We start from the raw sequence: 14,432 nt of genomic DNA, 5'->3' as shown, positions 1-14,432 counted from the left end.
TCGTGAGTGGTTGTACTGGTCCTGACCAGTCCAACCACTCACGAGGGTTTTCCTGCACTCGAAGGAGAATCTGTTGGCTCGATCGTGGTCAGGCAGACCCATCGCCGCGCTCGCGGTGGCGGTGACCGCACTCGCCTTACTGCCAGTCGTGGGCACGGCGGAGTCCGACAACCCATGGGCGAAGGCCTCGAACAACGGCCTCGCGGCGAAGTCGGCCAAACAGGCCGACATCAGGACGGACAAGTACGCGGGGTTCACTCTGGACCGGCCGCTGATGGCGTCCAAACTGGACAAAGCTCCGGCCGCGAAGGCCGCTGCCGCACAAGAAGTGGTGTTACCCACTCCGGAGGGCACGTTCCAGCGGTTCGCGCTGGTGGACGCACCGGTGATGGAGGCCGGTCTGGCCGCCGCGCACCCGGAGATCAAGACATACGCGGGCAAGGGAATCGACGACCCGAGCGCGACCGTGCGCGCCGACCTGACGCCGCTGGGGTTCCACGCCTCGGTGCGGTCCCAGCGCGGCCAGTGGTTCGTCGACCCCTACTACCACCTCGACCAGAGCCTCTACGCCAGCTACTACGGCCATGACGTGACCTCCGCGGGCCCGTTGGTGGAGAACGAGGAAGTCGAGTCGCTGGTCCAGGACCTGCCCGCGATCGAGGCCGGGCCGGTCGTCAAGCTGCGCACCTTCCGCGTCGCGCTGGTCACGGATCCCACGTACGCCAACTACTTCGGCGCGGCGAACGTGACCGCGGCCAAGGTGACGCTGATGAACCGCGTCGCCCAGGTGTACGAGGACGAGACCGCGATCCGGCTCGTGCTGATCAACGACACCGACAAGACGAACCTGAACACGGCCGAGCAAGCCACCGGCGCGAACGGCCCATGCGGCTCGGCGCCCTGCTTCACCGCGGCCCAGCTCGCCAGCTGCAGCAGCGCCCTGCTCAACCGGAACCAGATCGTGCTCGGCCAGCTCGTCGGCGCCGGCGCGTACGACATCGGCCACATCGGACTCGGCGTGAACGGTGGCGGTGTGGCCGGGCTCGGCGTCATCGGTGGCAGCGGAAAGGCCCGTGGCTGCACGGGTTTGCCCACTCCGGTCGGTGACTTCTATGCCGTGGACTACGTTGCGCACGAGATGGGCCACCAGTTCGGTGGCAACCACACGTTCAACGGCACCCAGCTGAACTGCTCCGGCGGCAACCGCAGCGCGGCCAACTCCTACGAGCCCGGCAGCGGTACGTCGATCATGGCGTACGCGGGTATCTGCCAGCAGGACAACCTGCAGCCGCACAGTGACCCGTACTGGTCGCAGCGCAGCTACATCGAGATCACGACGACCACCTCGACCCCGCGGGCACCGATCAGCGAGGTCCAGAACGTGGCCCTGCGCGACTTCGACGGCACGGACTCGTTCACGTTGACCTACAACGGTCAGACTTCGGCGCCGGTCACCCGCGGCACCAACTACACTGCGGCGGGCATCAAGGCCGCGATCGAGGGCATCGCGGGCTGGCCCGCCGGCGCCACCGTCAGCATCAGCGGCTTTGGTGGCGGAGTTTTGAACGACACCGGCTTCCAGGTCAGCTTCGGTGGTACGGCAAGCGGCATCGACGTGGCGTCGCTGTCGGTGAACGGCACCGGCACAACGGGTTTCTCTGGCGAGACGGTAAATGGTGGCCCGCAAGGGAACCAGGGCGTCAAGGTCGAGGACACCGAGAACCACGCTCCGGTCGTGACCGTGCCCGCGCAGTACACGATCCCGGTCCGCACCCCGTTCGCCCTGACCGGCAGCGCGACCGACGCCGACGGCGACTCGGTCACGTACATGTGGGAGCAGAACGACCGTGGTGGCACAACGGGAACGGCCCTGGTGAACAACACCAAGACCAACGGTCCGCTGTTCCGCCAGTTCGGCACCGCGGCGATCGTTTCCGCCGAGGACACGCTGAAGTACTACTCGCCGGGCGAGAACACGGTGGACAAGAACCCCACCCGTGTCTTCCCGGACATGGCGCAGATCACCACGAACAACACCAACGCCAAGACCGGCACCTGTCCGGCAGCGCCGCCCGCACCAGGTGTGGTTCCGGCGGCCATTGTGGACTGCTACTCGGAGTTCCTGCCCACCAACGCATGGGTCGGCATCAACAACGACCGCACTCTGCACTTCCGTCTGACCGCTCGTGATGGGCGTCTCGGTGGCGGTGGCATCGGCAGCGCGGACACCGCTCTGGTGTTGGCGCCCAACGCCGGTCCGTTCCTGGTGACCTCGCAGGCTGACGCTCCTGCTTACACTGGTGGTACTGCGGTTCCGGTCACCTGGGATGTCGCCGGCACGGATGTGGCGCCGATCAACGCGGCCAATGTGAGGATCTCGCTGTCCACCGACGGTGGCGCGACCTTCCCGACCGTGCTGTCGGAAAGCACGCCCAACGACGGTACTGAGACCGTGACGCTGCCGGATGTGGGCACGCAGAAGGCAAGGATCAAGATCGAGGCGGTCGGGAACGTCTTCTTCGACGTCAACGATGCCGACTTCACCATCCGCGCCACGCCTCGCGTCGGCGTCGCGGGCACGCCGACCGTCCAGTACAGCGACCCGGCCGCGTTCACCATCACCGCGAACGACCCGGACAGCGCTGGATCCGGCCTGACCGCGGTCGTCACTGGGCTGCCTTCGGGTCTGTCCCTTGTGGCCGGTGATGCTGCCGACCACACCCGCTCGTGGTCGTTCTCCGGCAAGACAACCGCCTCGCCGGGCGACTACCCGGTGACGGTCACCGTCACGGACGACACCGGCGTCGAGGGTAAGACCGCGTTCACGATCAAGGTCACGCCCGAGGACGCCCAGCTCACCTACACCGGGGATGCCTTGGTGTATGGGCAGTTCGTGCAGTTGCGGGCCACGCTCCGGGACATCACCGACGAGAACCCAGGTGACGTGAGGACCGGGACCCTCGCGTTCGCCGCTGGCGGCCAGACACTTTGCACCGCACCGGTCTCGCTGCTGGGAACGTTTGATGTGGACGGTACCGGGAGCTGCACGGCGCAGCTGCCGGTCGGTGCGCACGATGTGACGGTCTCCGTCAGCGGCAACTACGCCGGATCCGCCGTGGGTAAGGCGGAAGTGCTGAAGCCACAGAACCGGGCCGTTGTCGGTACTGGCACGCTGAAGGTGACCCAGTCGGCCGGTGCGTACTTCGCCGAGAAGGACTCGAAGGTTGACGTGACCACCGCGCTGGCGTACATCAAGCCGCTGGGCGGGGCGACCGGAGTGTCCATTGTGTCCTTCACGCACGGCGGTCAGCGCTACCAGATCCGCAGCCTGGGCGTGGACTCGTTCGGCAGCAAGGGCAGCGCGTTCGACGCCCGCGGCAAGGCCGCCCTGTTCGACGCGAGCGGCAAGCAGATCGCCTCGGGCCTGACCCTGCGCCTTACCGGCCACGCCGGAAACCTGGGCGCGACCCTGCTCGACGGTGACACCCTGCTGTTCTCGTCCGGCTGGACCGGCGCCACAACCGCAGAGGCTCCATTGCTCCGCGGCGTAATCCTCGTCGTCTGACCCATCAGCCCTCGTGGGCGGTGTCCGCACCGCCCACGAGGGACTCGGTCCAGGTGAGGATGGTTTTGGTGGTGTCGGGCAGCGGTGGGGTGTCGTCGTCGAGAACCCAGGTTCTGGTCGGTCTTGCCGATCACGCTGGATGGGTTGACGATGGTCCATGGCACGCCCAGTTCGTTCGCGGTCACCTGGAAGACCGCGTCAGCCTCGGCTTTCGAGGCCTCGTAGGCGCCCCGCAGTTGTAGACCTCGGTGACCGTCTCGTCTGGGCCTTGGGCTGGTGCGGGCTGGCCGTGCTCTGCCAGCCACGCAACCAGGCGGCTGTAGGGCTCCAGGCTGCGCGGCACCACGCTCACCCGCACGTCAGAGGTTGAACCCAGTGATGACCGTGCCGTGAGCGGGCCGGTCGGCGTGCAGGGTGACGGTCTCGCCAGGCCACAACGTGACGTAGTTGTCGGACCAGTGGGCGCCAGGCAGGTCGGCTCGGACCGCCAGGGCGACGGTCGTGGAGGTGTTGCGCAGGACGAGGTCCTGGCCGTGGATGTCGGTCTGGACGGTTGCCTTGGGGAGGTTCTGCAGCGCCGTGAAGTCGGCATAGGCGGTGGTCGGCGTGTACCACCAGGTCGAATTCGTGAAGTCCGGCTTGTCGTCCGATGTGGACAGCCAGTAGACGTTCCGGTCGATCTCGCGGCCGTTCTGGGTGACGAGCAAACGCAGCAGGTAGGTCTCGTCGGCGGCTGGGACCTGCAGGATCGGGTGCGCAGAGTTTGCCTGGGCGGTCGTGGGCAGCGCCTGGTCCGAGAGCACGCGGCCGTCCAGCGCGAACGCCGTGACACGAACCGTGACGTCAGTGGTCTGAAGGCCGGTGTTGGCCAACAGGATCGAGCGATCGTTGTACGAGTACTGGGCGTGTACCGGTCGAAGTGCCTTCATGGCGCCGAAGTACGAGCCCGCGGTGGCCAGGTCGTAACTCCAGAGGTGCCAGTACAGGGTGGGCCAGGCGTTGTTGGCCATCCAGTAGATCATTCCGGTCGCCGGAGGTCGGCCGTATGCCTCGAACTGGGCCCGGTTGGCCTCGTAGTTGGCCAGCTGGGCCTTGCGGAGGAAGTCCTCCAGGCTGGTCGGCGGACCGTACCTTTCGGACAGTGCCTCGGCGAAGATGGCCAGCGTCGAGAAGACTTCCTTCTTGGCCAGGTGGTACTGCGGTTTGGTGGGGTTGCGCCAGAGGTCGTCGATCTCTTGTGGGGTCAGGTACTTCTGCAGGGTCGAGAGCTCCGGGATGGTGGGGCCGGAGCCGATCTCCGAGGCGAACCCGGACGCGCCGCCGAGCTGGTTCTGGTACCAGTAGTTCGGCGGGATCCACCAGTACGGCCCGTCCATCTTCATCCCCGACTTGCCCAGGATGGGAGTCGCCTTGTTGGCCGCGGACGGGATGATCGGCGCCGGGAAGTCGGCGGCCCGCATAGTATCCACATAGGACTTCTCGACGTCCGCCGGGGCCGCGTTGTCGCTGCCGATGAAGAACCCGAGCACGCTGGGGTGGTTGACCATCCGCTGTGCCTCGGCGCGGATCGAGTCGGTCGCGACCTGGTGGTCCTCCGCGGTCCAGGTGCTGTACTTCTCCCACTTGGTACAGCATTCCCAGCCGGGCAGCAGCATGATCCCGTAGCGGTCGGCGAGTTCGAGCAGCTCGTGGTCCTCTTCCTTGCCCTCCATCCGGATCGTGTTCAGCCCCATGTCCCGGGCCAGTCGCAGCTCCCCGGCCAGCCGCCCGGGTTGTGCGCGGAGGAACAAATCGGACGCCCACCCACCGCCGCGCACGACGAAAGGCTTGCCGTTCACAAAGAACTGCCGTGCGCCCTGGGCATTCAGCGAGGACGTCACCTCGCGGATGCCGAAGTCCGTGCTCACGTGATCGGACAAACCGCTGGTGATCGCGGTGAGGCTGAGCCGGTACATGGGCTGGTCGCCGAACTGCGCCGGCCACCACACTCGCGGCTGGCTCACTTCCAGTGGACGGAAGGTGATCGTCTTGCGCTCGTTCGGTTGCAGGGCGACTCGCTGGATGAGCGGGCGGTTGTCAACCGTGCCAAGGAGAGTCGCTGTCACTGGGCGTGACGTGTTGTTGCGGACCTCGGTCCTGGCGGTCAGGGTGGCCTGCTGGAGATCGGAGGTGAGCGTTGTCAGCACACGTGGTTCGAGCAGCGAGACGTCGCCCGCATTGGCCAGGCTGACATCCCGCCAGACGCCCATGTTGTTGTCCGGCGCGGGCGGGCTCCAGTCCAGGAAGCTCACGGTGAGGTCGCGGAACGGGTCCGGGGGCATCGCTTTGATGGCAAGGGCGTTCTCGCCGCGTCGCAGCAGACCTGTGACGTCGTACTCGAACCGCGGATAGGCACCGGCCGGAGTGCCCACCAGCGTGCCGTTCAGCCACACCTCACCGCGCGAGATCACCCCACCGTTGAGCCGCAGGAACGTGTGCCCGGTCGCGGGGGACGTGAAGGTTCGCCGGTACCACCAGGGAACCGTGAACTGCGAGGTGTCCACGCCGCGCAGATCCCGCGTGTAGTCGGGGTATTTCGCCAGCAGCCCGGCCATCACGGTCGACCGCGCGGGGATGGCCAGCCAGCTGCTGTCGTCGTACCCGGGCGCGGAGATCTGGTCGCCGGTGCCGGTCGCAGGGTGCATCCGCCAGGTCGGCACCGTGCGCACTTGACCAGGGAAGGAAGGTCCCGCAAACGCTTGCGAGGCGTGTGCGACCGGGCTGATGCCAAGCAGGGCAATGGTCAGGACGGCGGCGAGCAGGCGCATGTCCAGCACTCTGCTCTGGTTACCAGATTTCGACAAGCCGCCTAAAGAGGCAAATTCTCAACCATCGAGCGCGTTGCATAGGTCCTGGTGTTGGCCAGGGTGAGCGGTGTGCCGCACCGGTCGCAGATGAGGTGGTCGTCGGGGCCGCCGCCGCAGCCGAGGTGTTCGGTGGTCGTCGGCGGTCCTTCCGGTCCCGCGTAGTACTTGTCGCCCCAGCCGCGCAGGGTCAGCAGGACCGGCCAGAGGTCGTTGCCCTTCTCGGTCAGCCGGTACTCGAACCGCGGCGGGCGGTCGCTGTACTGGTGGCGTTCCACCAGACCCTCGTCGACCAGCAGCTGCAGGCGCGTGGTCAGCACGCTGCGGGTGATGCCGAGCGTCTCCTTGAGGTCGTCGAACCGCACCTTGCCCTGCAGGATGGTGCGCACGATCAGCAGCGACCAGCGCTCACCCACGACCTCCAGCGCGCGGGCGATGGAGCACACCTGCCCCTTGTACTCGCGATCCAACATAAGTCCAGCATACGTGGTCAGTCGTGTGAAGCGACTCACTAGTAAGTCTGATGATGAGACTCACCGTGCTAGGGTCAGTCTCATCAAGAGACTCACTAGGAGGTCGCAATGAAGATCCAAGGTGCCGTCGCGCTGGTGACCGGGGCGAACCGCGGCCTGGGCGCCGAGTTCGCGCAGGCCCTCCTCGACAACGGCGCGGCCAAGGTCTACGCCGGCGCCCGCAACCCCTCCTCGATCACCGACCCCCGCCTGACCCCCATCCGGCTGGACGTCACGGACAAGGAGTCCATCGCGGCGGCGGCAGCGATCGCCCCGGACGTGAACATCCTGATCAACAACGCGGGGATCGGGACGCGGACGGAGATCATCGGCGACCCGAAGGACCTGCGTGACCTGCTGGAAGTGAACCTGTACGGGCTGATCGACGTCACCCGGGCGTTCGCGCCGATCCTGGCGGCGAATGGTGGGGGTGCCGTGGTGAACATGCTGTCGGTCGCCTCGTGGCGGCAAGCCCTGCTCGGCGCGTACGGGGTGAGCAAGACCGCGGCCTGGGGCGCCAGCAACGCCATGCGGGTGCAGCTCGCTCCACAAGGGACGCTCGTCGTCGGCGTGCATGCGGGGTTCCTGGAGACGGACATGGCTGACGGCGTAACGGCGCCGAAGACCCACCCACGCGTTGTGGCGGACGAGACCATGAAGGGTCTGCTCAACGACGAGTGGGAGGTTTATGGGGACGAGGTGAGCCAGGTGATCAAGTCGCAGCTTTCCGCGCCGTTGGAGGAGATGTACCGGGACTTCATGCCCGCCAAGGCGTAGGGGCGCTTCTGACAGGCCCCTAGCTGAGTCTTTGGGTAGGGCGGATTGGTGCGGCGCGATTTGATCTGGGGACCCCTGCGCCGCCCAGGGCAGGCAAACGCGGGCAGGGCCAGGGCCCTGCCCGCCGACAAGCTTATGGGCGGCGCCACCCCAGATAAAATCGCGCCGCACCAATCCGCTCTCGGCTCACCAAACCCTGAACTCCCGCCCGGTCAGACACCGAGCCTCCGGTTGCGCCCTCGCGGATGCGGCTAGAGGTTGAGTTCGGTTCCGTCCGGGGGCGCCTCGGCCCCACCTTCCAGAACCTCCTGATACTCCGGGGAATTGGGGTCCAGGATCGGGTTCGTGTTGTTGAGGTGGGTGTAGATCCAGCGGGTGTGTGGGTGGGCAGCGATTTTGGTGAGGGAGCCGTGAGGGCCGGAGATGGGGATGTGGCCCATGGCGTGTTGGGCGCCGCTCGTCACGGTGGTGGTGGCGGTGGACATTTCGGTGGGGGAGTAGAAGGTGCCGTCGAGGATGACGCAGGTGGTGCCGGAGACGAGGGTGTCGAAGTTCTCAGGCCAGGTTTTGAGGCAGGGGGCGTAGATCAGGGTGCCGCCGGCGGGGTCCTCGATCCGGTAGGCGACCACCCAGGGGCCATCCACTGTGGACTGGGTGTACTTGGGTTTCTTGTCGCTGATGGGGATCACCGTCACTCGCAGGCCGTCGACCTCGAACTCTGTCGTCACCGCTTGCCAGTCCCAGGCGCCGTAGCGGGACACGATGTCGCGCAACGGGAAGTCGTGGTTCAAGGCCCGCAGTACGGCGGCGGGAGCCCAGATTCGGAGGCCCGCGCCTTCTCTGAGCATTGTCAGGCCGAGGGTGTGGTCCAGTTCGGCGTCGGTCAGCAGGGCGCCGCGGATGGGTGTGTCGCGGGGGCCGGGGCCTGCGGAGAGGTGTTTGCTGGCAAGGATCTGCGCGCGGATGTCCGGGGAGGCGTTGATCAGGTACCAGTTCGTGCCGTCCGCGCTGATGGCGATGCAGTCCTGGGTCCGGGGTGGGAGGGTTGGGTTCCCACACATCGCGCAGGCGCAGTTCCACTGGGGGAAGCCGCCGCCGGCCGCGGTTCCCAGCAGCAGGACCTTCACCGCACCACCTTGATCGTGTTCTTGCGCATGATGAGCTCCGGCGCCACCTCGGGGGTGCCGGCCAGGATGGTGTCGATCACCTCGCGGCGCGGCGACTTCGAGCAGACCGGGTCGGTGTTCGCCGCGTCGCCGGTGAGCAGGAACGCCTGGCAGCGGCAGCCGCCGAAGTCGACGTCCTTGCGAACACAGCTCTGGCACGGTTCGGGCATCCAGTCCGTGCCGCGGTAGGCGTTGAACGCCTCGGACTGGTACCAGATGTCCGCGAGCGGGCGCTCCAAGACGTTGTCCAGCTTGAGGGTTGTGATCGCGGAGGCGGCCGGGCAGGGCAGCACATCACCGTTCGGCGCCACAGTCAGCTGCCGCGAACCCCACCCGTACATGCACGGCTTCGGGTACGGCTCGTAGTAGTCGGCCACCACGTAGACGATCAACATCTTGCCGCGCAACCGCTCCGTGGCCGCCCGCACGATCGGCTCGGCCGCGGCCAGCTGCGAAGTGGTCGGCATCAAGGCGTCGCGGTTGCGCAGGCCCCACCCGTAGTACTGGGTGTTGGCCAGTTCCAGGCGATCCGCACCCATCTCCTCGGCCAGCGCGATCAGGTCGCCGACCTGGTGGTGGTTCGCGCGGTGCAGAACCACGTTCAACGTCAACGGCATGTCCAGCGCCCTGATCGCCGCGGCCGCCTTCAGCTTGTGGGAGTGGGCCTTCACGCCCGCGATCCGGTTGGCCATCTCGGCATCCGCGCCCTGGACGGACAACTGGACGTGCGCCAGGCCGCGGTCCACCAGATCCCGCAGCCGTTCCTCGGTCAGGCCGAGTCCGCTGGTGACGAGGTTGACGTAGCAGCCAAGCGCGGAGGCGTGCTCGACCAGTTGAGGCAAGTCGTTGCGTGCCAACGGTTCCCCGCCGGACATGTGGACCTGCAGCACGCCGAGCTCGCGCGCTTGGGTGAGCACCGAAAGCCACTGCTGGGTGGAGAGCTCGTTCTCGCGGGTGACCAGCTCGATCGGGTTGGAACAGTACGGGCAGTGCAGTGGGCACCGGTGGGTCAGCTCGGCGAGCATGCCCAACGGCGGCTGTGCGGTCACGTCCACTCGACGACCCGCCGTTCTTCCAGGCGCACCAACACATCCTGGACGTCCTGAGTCTGGACGCCCTGGTAGCGCTGGGCCAGGTCCGCGGTGATCTCGGCGACGGTCGCGGTGCCGTCGCACAGCTCGAGCACCGCGGCGGCCGTCTTGTTGGGCACGAGCACGCCTTCCGGGAACAGCAGGACGTGCGTCTCACGGGTCTTGTCCCAGGTGAGCCGGACCCCGCGGCGCAGCCGCGGCCGGGAACGGAGTTCGATCGTGGTCACCGGGTCACTCCTTCTTGGCCGCCCGCTCGATCGCGTCCAACATGGACCACAGCACATCACACTTGAACGACAGCGCCGCGATCGCGGCATCCTGTTGTTCGCGCATGACACAGTACTTCACGACAATGTCCACTGTGGCCTGTCCTTCGCCGGACACGGCGTCGATCCGGTTGGTGAAGTAGGCCAGGTCGTCCCGTCGGATCCAGGAGTAGTTCGCGAGCATGTCCGCGACCCGTTGGCGCATCAGGTGGCCGGAGAACATCTCGGTCAGGCCGGACGCGATCGCCTCGACCCACGGCCTGGTGCGCGCGAACGTCACGTAGGCGTCGACGGCGAACCGGACGCCGGGCGCGACATGGCGCTCGTCCAGGACCTCCTCGCGGGTCAGCCCAACGGCCTCGCACAGCCGCAGCCAGCGCTCGCGGCCGCCCTCACCCTCGGCGGTACCGTCGTGGTAGACGATCCGGGCCAGCCAGTCACGGCGGATCTGCGGCACCGGGCAGTTGCTGATGATCGCCGCGTCCTTCTGCGGCAGCATGCACTGGTAGTACCAGCGGTTCGCGGCCCAGGTGCGCAGCTCGAACTCGGAGAGGCCGCCTTCGTGCAACCGTTTGTGGAACGGGTGGGTTCCCCAGTAGCGGTGGGACAGCCCGCGCAGTGCGGAGACGAACTCGTCGCCGGTCATCGGAGAGTTCGGAAGGGACACTCGGCTTCCTCCGGGCAGGGTGGAATGCGCGGCGGCGACTGGTGGCACGGCACGGGCGGCGGCGGGAACCGGGTCGCTGCCTGGCTCCCGCCTGTCTGATCACGGTCCTGCGTCAGTCCTCCATGCGGGCTGCGTAGGCCGTGACCTCCATCGGCGTTTCGTACTCGACGAAGTCCGGGGTGGTCCAGACCTCGCGCTCGGTGTTTTCGATCATGTGCAACTCCTCGGAGTGGTGACGGCCCTCGATAGGCCGCCGTCCAAAGGGTCGGTGTCGAGCACCACCACAGTAAGAGCATTTCGCGACGGAAAGCTAGTCCTGCAGCGGTATTCTGTGAACAGACGTCGGTGCGTTCCCTGTGAACGGAACACAAACCGTCTACTTTGTGACCCGTAGTCAGGTCAGACATCCGATGACTACCGGCGAGTTCACCCATTTGAACCCGTCGGTAGTGACGGTGCGTATCAGGGAACGTCCACAATGACCGGCGCCGCTCCCAGCCGGTCGATCTCCACCTGGACCTGGGCCGACGGGATCTTGATCGCGTCAGTACCCGCGGGCTGCCATGGCGCGTTGGGCCCCTCTCGGTACCTGAGCGTCGCGCCCTTGAGCACCACGCCACGGAGATTGTCGGCGAGCGGGACGACCACCGGCAGCGCGGCCTTGGCGTCGGCCGGACCGCCGTACCGCACGTCGACGGCCTTTTCGGCCTTGGTGTCCAGTACGACGGTACAGAGGTGTGACGGTCCACTTTGGTCGGTCACGACCTCGCCGACGATCGCCAGCCGGTCAGGCGCCACCGAGAACGCCGCATACCACTGAGCTCCCCCGGTCTCCAGCCGGTCCGCCCTGTTGACCATGCCGGCCTTGTAGGCGTTGTCCTCGTGGAACCATTGCAGGTAGGCCAGGTCCTTCTGGTGCGCCTGGTCGACGTCGACCCAGGTGGCCCAGCCGCGGTCGCGGCCCCAGTCCAGTCCGGGAACCCGCCGCTTCTCGGCGAGCACACCGGCTTCGTCGGTGTTGACGATGCCGATCTGGTCGTTGAGCGTGGGAGTGGCGGTGGCGGGGTCGACCGTGGTCAGCTTCGCGTCGAAGGCGCCGGTGCCCTCTGGTAGTTCGAACTGCCCGACGCCGTCGGCGAACGTCAGCTCCTGCCAGGCCCGTTCCGCTTTGCCCTTGGTGTCGTAGGTCGTCCGCGCGGACACCCACAACGGCCTGCCCTGGTCGAACGCCAGCAGGTAGCGGCCCCCGGGGCCGTAGCGGTAGGCCATCTCATAGCCGAGACCCATGCCGTTGTCCGCGCCGATGATCGCGAGCCGGCCGGTCCCGGGGTCGGATCCGACCAGCCCGGCGATGGCCGGCCGGTCGTCCTTGCGTTCCGGGTGAACGGCCTGCAGCACCAGCGCGGCCCGGCCCGCTTTGGTGTCCGCCGCCCAGTAGACGTGTGGTTTCCCGGCCAGCAGCCCGGTGATCGGCTTTTCCGCCGTGGGAAAGCGTTTCGGCACCGAGCGCTGCCACACCTGGACGACCTCGTCGATGAAGGCGTTGTCATGGGCCAGGTTGCCGTGCGTCGGCTGGGTCAGTTTCGAGTCGTTGGCCACATCCGTCTGTTCCGGCGCGGAGTGTCATGTCGCCACAGTTGTCACACTCGCCGCCGTGACAACAGCCGCCACCGCCGCCACGATCGTGACGGTGCGCTTGCGCTTGCGGCGGATCCCGCCTCGCAGTACGTCCTTGGCCAGGCCCGGACGCGGTTCGACGGTGCTCGTGGCACCGTGCATCGCCGCCCGCAGCTCGTAGGTGTCCATTATCGACTCCCGTTCATGATGTTCTCGTCCGCGAGCAGTTCGCGCAGCCGCGCCAGGCCGCGGGAGGTCTGGCTTTTCACCGTTCCCGCACCGCAGCCCAGCGCTCGCGCGGTGTCCGCCTCCGACAGGTCGTCGAAGAACCGCAGCACCAGCACCGCACGCATGCGTTCGGGCAGCTCGCTCAGTGCGCGCACGACCTGGTCGCGGTCGGCGACCTCGCCTTCCGGGCCGTGCACCAGCGGATGCACGGCCTCGGATGTGAGCGGCGACTCACCCACCCGTCTGGAGCGCCGCCGCCATCTGTTGGCCAGCGAAGCCCGCGCGTACGCCTCGGGTTCGCCCTTGATCCGCCGCCACTTCGGGTACATCCGCTCCAGCACGTCCTGGAGCATGTCCTCGGCCGCACCCCGATCACCCGCGCACAGCAGGTACGCGGTGCGAAGTAACACCGCGGACCGGCTCGCGACGAACTGTTCGAAGTCACCCACGTCGTTCACCCGGTGAACCCCCTTAAGGCGATCCTCACCCCGCATCACACCGGGAGGGGCGTCGAAGTTGCCAGGACACGCCGTTTAGACTGACGTGACCGGAACACGAAGGAGAAACGCGTGGCCGAGATTTCCGTTGAACTCGTCGCCGTCGAGCGCCGCCTCTGGTCGGGCAACGCGACCATGGTGATCGCGCAGACCACCGAGGGCGAGCTCGGGGTGCTGCCCGGCCACGAACCGTTGCTCGGCCAGCTGGTCGAGGGCGGCGTGGTGAAGATCCGCCAGACCGACGGTGAAACCGTGACAGCTGCCGTGTTCGGCGGCTTCCTGTCCATCACCGGCGACGGGGTGAGCATCCTCGCCGAGTCCGCCGAGCTGGCCAACGAGATCGACGTCGAGCAGGCCCGCGCCGACATCGCCGCCGCCGAGGACGAGGACGAGCGGGCCAGGGCGGCCGCACGGCTTCGCGCCGCCGGGCAGACGGTCTGACCGGGGCCTGGGGACAGGGCAAGGGCAGGGGGCGGCCGTGGAGATCCTCTTGCTGATCGGGACACTCCTGGCCGTCGGGGCGATCACGTTGTTCCTGCTGGGTGCCCGGCGGGTACGGCTGGTCCGGGCCGGCGGCATCAACGTCGCACTGAGAACCCACCTGGACAACCCCCGGGGCTGGCACCTGGGCGTGGCGCGGTATCACGGCGACGAGTTCGCCTGGTACCGCGCTTTGAGTCTGCGCAACGGCCCCAACCGCATCATCCAGCGGGACGGCTTCGAAATCGACGACCGCCGCGAACCCGACCCACAGGAACTGTACGGCGTCCCCGCCGGCGCCATCATCCTCAAATGCCGCGCCGAACTGGATCCGCCGCGATCCAAACGAGCCTTCGGCGGCCCGGACACCGAAGTCGAAATAGCCATGACCCCCGACGCCCTGACGGGTTTTCTGTCGTGGCTCGAATCCGCCCCACCCGGCCGTCGCCTGCCTTACGCTTCCTGATCTTCGGCTATTTCGCGGGCTCTCGGATTTGCCCCGCTGCGGCCTGGGCTGTGTTTCTTGATCTGCGCTGTTTCAGGCGCTCTCGGATTCGCCTCGCCGCTGCCTGCGCTGTGCTTCTTGATTTCTGGCTGTTCAGGCGCTGTCGCTGACGGCTGTCTGTCTGGTGCTTGCTGGCCTCGCCTGTTCAGGCGCCGCTCGAGAAATCCGCCGACCTCTTGCGTCGGCTGCCTTACGGCAGGTCAAGCGCCCGCCGCCGG

Annotated in this window: 14 protein-coding genes; 4 read left to right on the top strand and 10 right to left on the bottom strand. The window is 67.1% G+C overall.

Annotated elements, in window-relative coordinates; genetic code table 11:
• Window positions 1-73: 73 nt before the first annotated feature.
• Window positions 74-3,565: a M12 family metallo-peptidase gene (locus AB0J95_RS26625; protein WP_364763169.1), complete on the top strand. Its 3,492-nt coding sequence runs from the start codon at window positions 74-76 to the stop codon at window positions 3,563-3,565.
• Between the two features lie 359 nt (window positions 3,566-3,924).
• Here AB0J95_RS26625 and AB0J95_RS26620 read toward each other — a convergent pair whose 3' ends face one another.
• Window positions 3,925-6,372, bottom strand: coding sequence for a sugar-binding domain-containing protein (locus AB0J95_RS26620; RefSeq protein WP_364763166.1), 2,448 nt, complete (start codon window positions 6,370-6,372; stop codon window positions 3,925-3,927).
• Between the two features lie 41 nt (window positions 6,373-6,413).
• Window positions 6,414-6,881, bottom strand: coding sequence for a helix-turn-helix domain-containing protein (locus AB0J95_RS26615; protein WP_364763163.1), 468 nt, complete (start codon window positions 6,879-6,881; stop codon window positions 6,414-6,416).
• 108 nt (window positions 6,882-6,989) lie between these two features.
• Between AB0J95_RS26615 and AB0J95_RS26610 the strand changes: the two genes are divergently transcribed.
• Complete coding sequence (locus tag AB0J95_RS26610) at window positions 6,990-7,697, top strand: SDR family oxidoreductase (protein ID WP_364763161.1); 708 nt, start codon at window positions 6,990-6,992, stop codon at window positions 7,695-7,697.
• A 251-nt stretch (window positions 7,698-7,948) separates the two neighbouring features.
• Here the strand turns inward: AB0J95_RS26610 and pqqB are convergent, their stop codons facing one another.
• The 8 genes from pqqB to AB0J95_RS26570 form a co-directional block, all read right to left on the bottom strand.
• On the bottom strand, window positions 7,949-8,824 hold the full coding sequence (gene pqqB, locus AB0J95_RS26605) for a pyrroloquinoline quinone biosynthesis protein PqqB (protein WP_364763158.1): 876 nt from the start codon (window positions 8,822-8,824) through the stop codon (window positions 7,949-7,951).
• Window positions 8,821-9,918, bottom strand: coding sequence for a pyrroloquinoline quinone biosynthesis protein PqqE (gene pqqE / locus AB0J95_RS26600; RefSeq protein ID WP_364763155.1), 1,098 nt, complete (start codon window positions 9,916-9,918; stop codon window positions 8,821-8,823). Before pqqE ends, pqqB begins: the two co-directional genes overlap by 4 nt.
• Window positions 9,909-10,181, bottom strand: coding sequence for a pyrroloquinoline quinone biosynthesis peptide chaperone PqqD (pqqD, locus tag AB0J95_RS26595; RefSeq protein ID WP_364763152.1), 273 nt, complete (start codon window positions 10,179-10,181; stop codon window positions 9,909-9,911). The genes pqqE and pqqD overlap by 10 nt, the downstream gene beginning before the upstream one ends.
• A gap of 4 nt (window positions 10,182-10,185) precedes the next feature.
• The gene (gene pqqC, locus AB0J95_RS26590) at window positions 10,186-10,866 is read right to left on the bottom strand and encodes a pyrroloquinoline-quinone synthase PqqC (protein ID WP_364763149.1); all 681 of its coding nucleotides are present in this window, start codon (window positions 10,864-10,866) and stop codon (window positions 10,186-10,188) included.
• 133 nt (window positions 10,867-10,999) lie between these two features.
• On the bottom strand, window positions 11,000-11,101 hold the full coding sequence (pqqA, locus tag AB0J95_RS26585; protein WP_364763146.1) for a pyrroloquinoline quinone precursor peptide PqqA: 102 nt from the start codon (window positions 11,099-11,101) through the stop codon (window positions 11,000-11,002).
• A gap of 248 nt (window positions 11,102-11,349) precedes the next feature.
• Complete coding sequence (locus tag AB0J95_RS26580; RefSeq protein ID WP_364763143.1) at window positions 11,350-12,486, bottom strand: hypothetical protein; 1,137 nt, start codon at window positions 12,484-12,486, stop codon at window positions 11,350-11,352.
• A 24-nt stretch (window positions 12,487-12,510) separates the two neighbouring features.
• Window positions 12,511-12,693 carry a hypothetical protein gene (locus tag AB0J95_RS26575; protein ID WP_364763140.1) on the bottom strand — a complete coding sequence of 61 codons (183 nt, stop codon included), beginning with the start codon at window positions 12,691-12,693 and terminating at the stop codon, window positions 12,511-12,513.
• The gene (locus AB0J95_RS26570) at window positions 12,693-13,190 is read right to left on the bottom strand and encodes a SigE family RNA polymerase sigma factor (protein WP_364763137.1); all 498 of its coding nucleotides are present in this window, start codon (window positions 13,188-13,190) and stop codon (window positions 12,693-12,695) included. The genes AB0J95_RS26575 and AB0J95_RS26570 overlap by 1 nt, the downstream gene beginning before the upstream one ends.
• A gap of 111 nt (window positions 13,191-13,301) precedes the next feature.
• Here AB0J95_RS26570 and AB0J95_RS26565 point away from each other — a divergent pair, with 111 nt between their 5' ends.
• Together AB0J95_RS26565 and AB0J95_RS26560 are read left to right on the top strand one after the other, a co-directional pair.
• Entirely contained in the window at window positions 13,302-13,670 is a 369-nt protein-coding gene (locus AB0J95_RS26565; protein ID WP_364763134.1) for a F0F1 ATP synthase subunit epsilon, read from the top strand.
• Window positions 13,671-13,707: 37 nt separating this feature from the next.
• Window positions 13,708-14,175: a DUF2550 domain-containing protein gene (locus AB0J95_RS26560; RefSeq protein ID WP_364763131.1), complete on the top strand. Its 468-nt coding sequence runs from the start codon at window positions 13,708-13,710 to the stop codon at window positions 14,173-14,175.
• Window positions 14,176-14,432 lie beyond the last annotated feature (257 nt).

It is taken from the genome of Actinocrispum sp. NPDC049592, from assembly GCF_040675465.1.
Taxonomy (GTDB): Bacteria; Actinomycetota; Actinomycetes; order Mycobacteriales; family Pseudonocardiaceae; genus Kibdelosporangium.
This window is presented reverse-complemented; position numbering and strand designations above follow the sequence as displayed.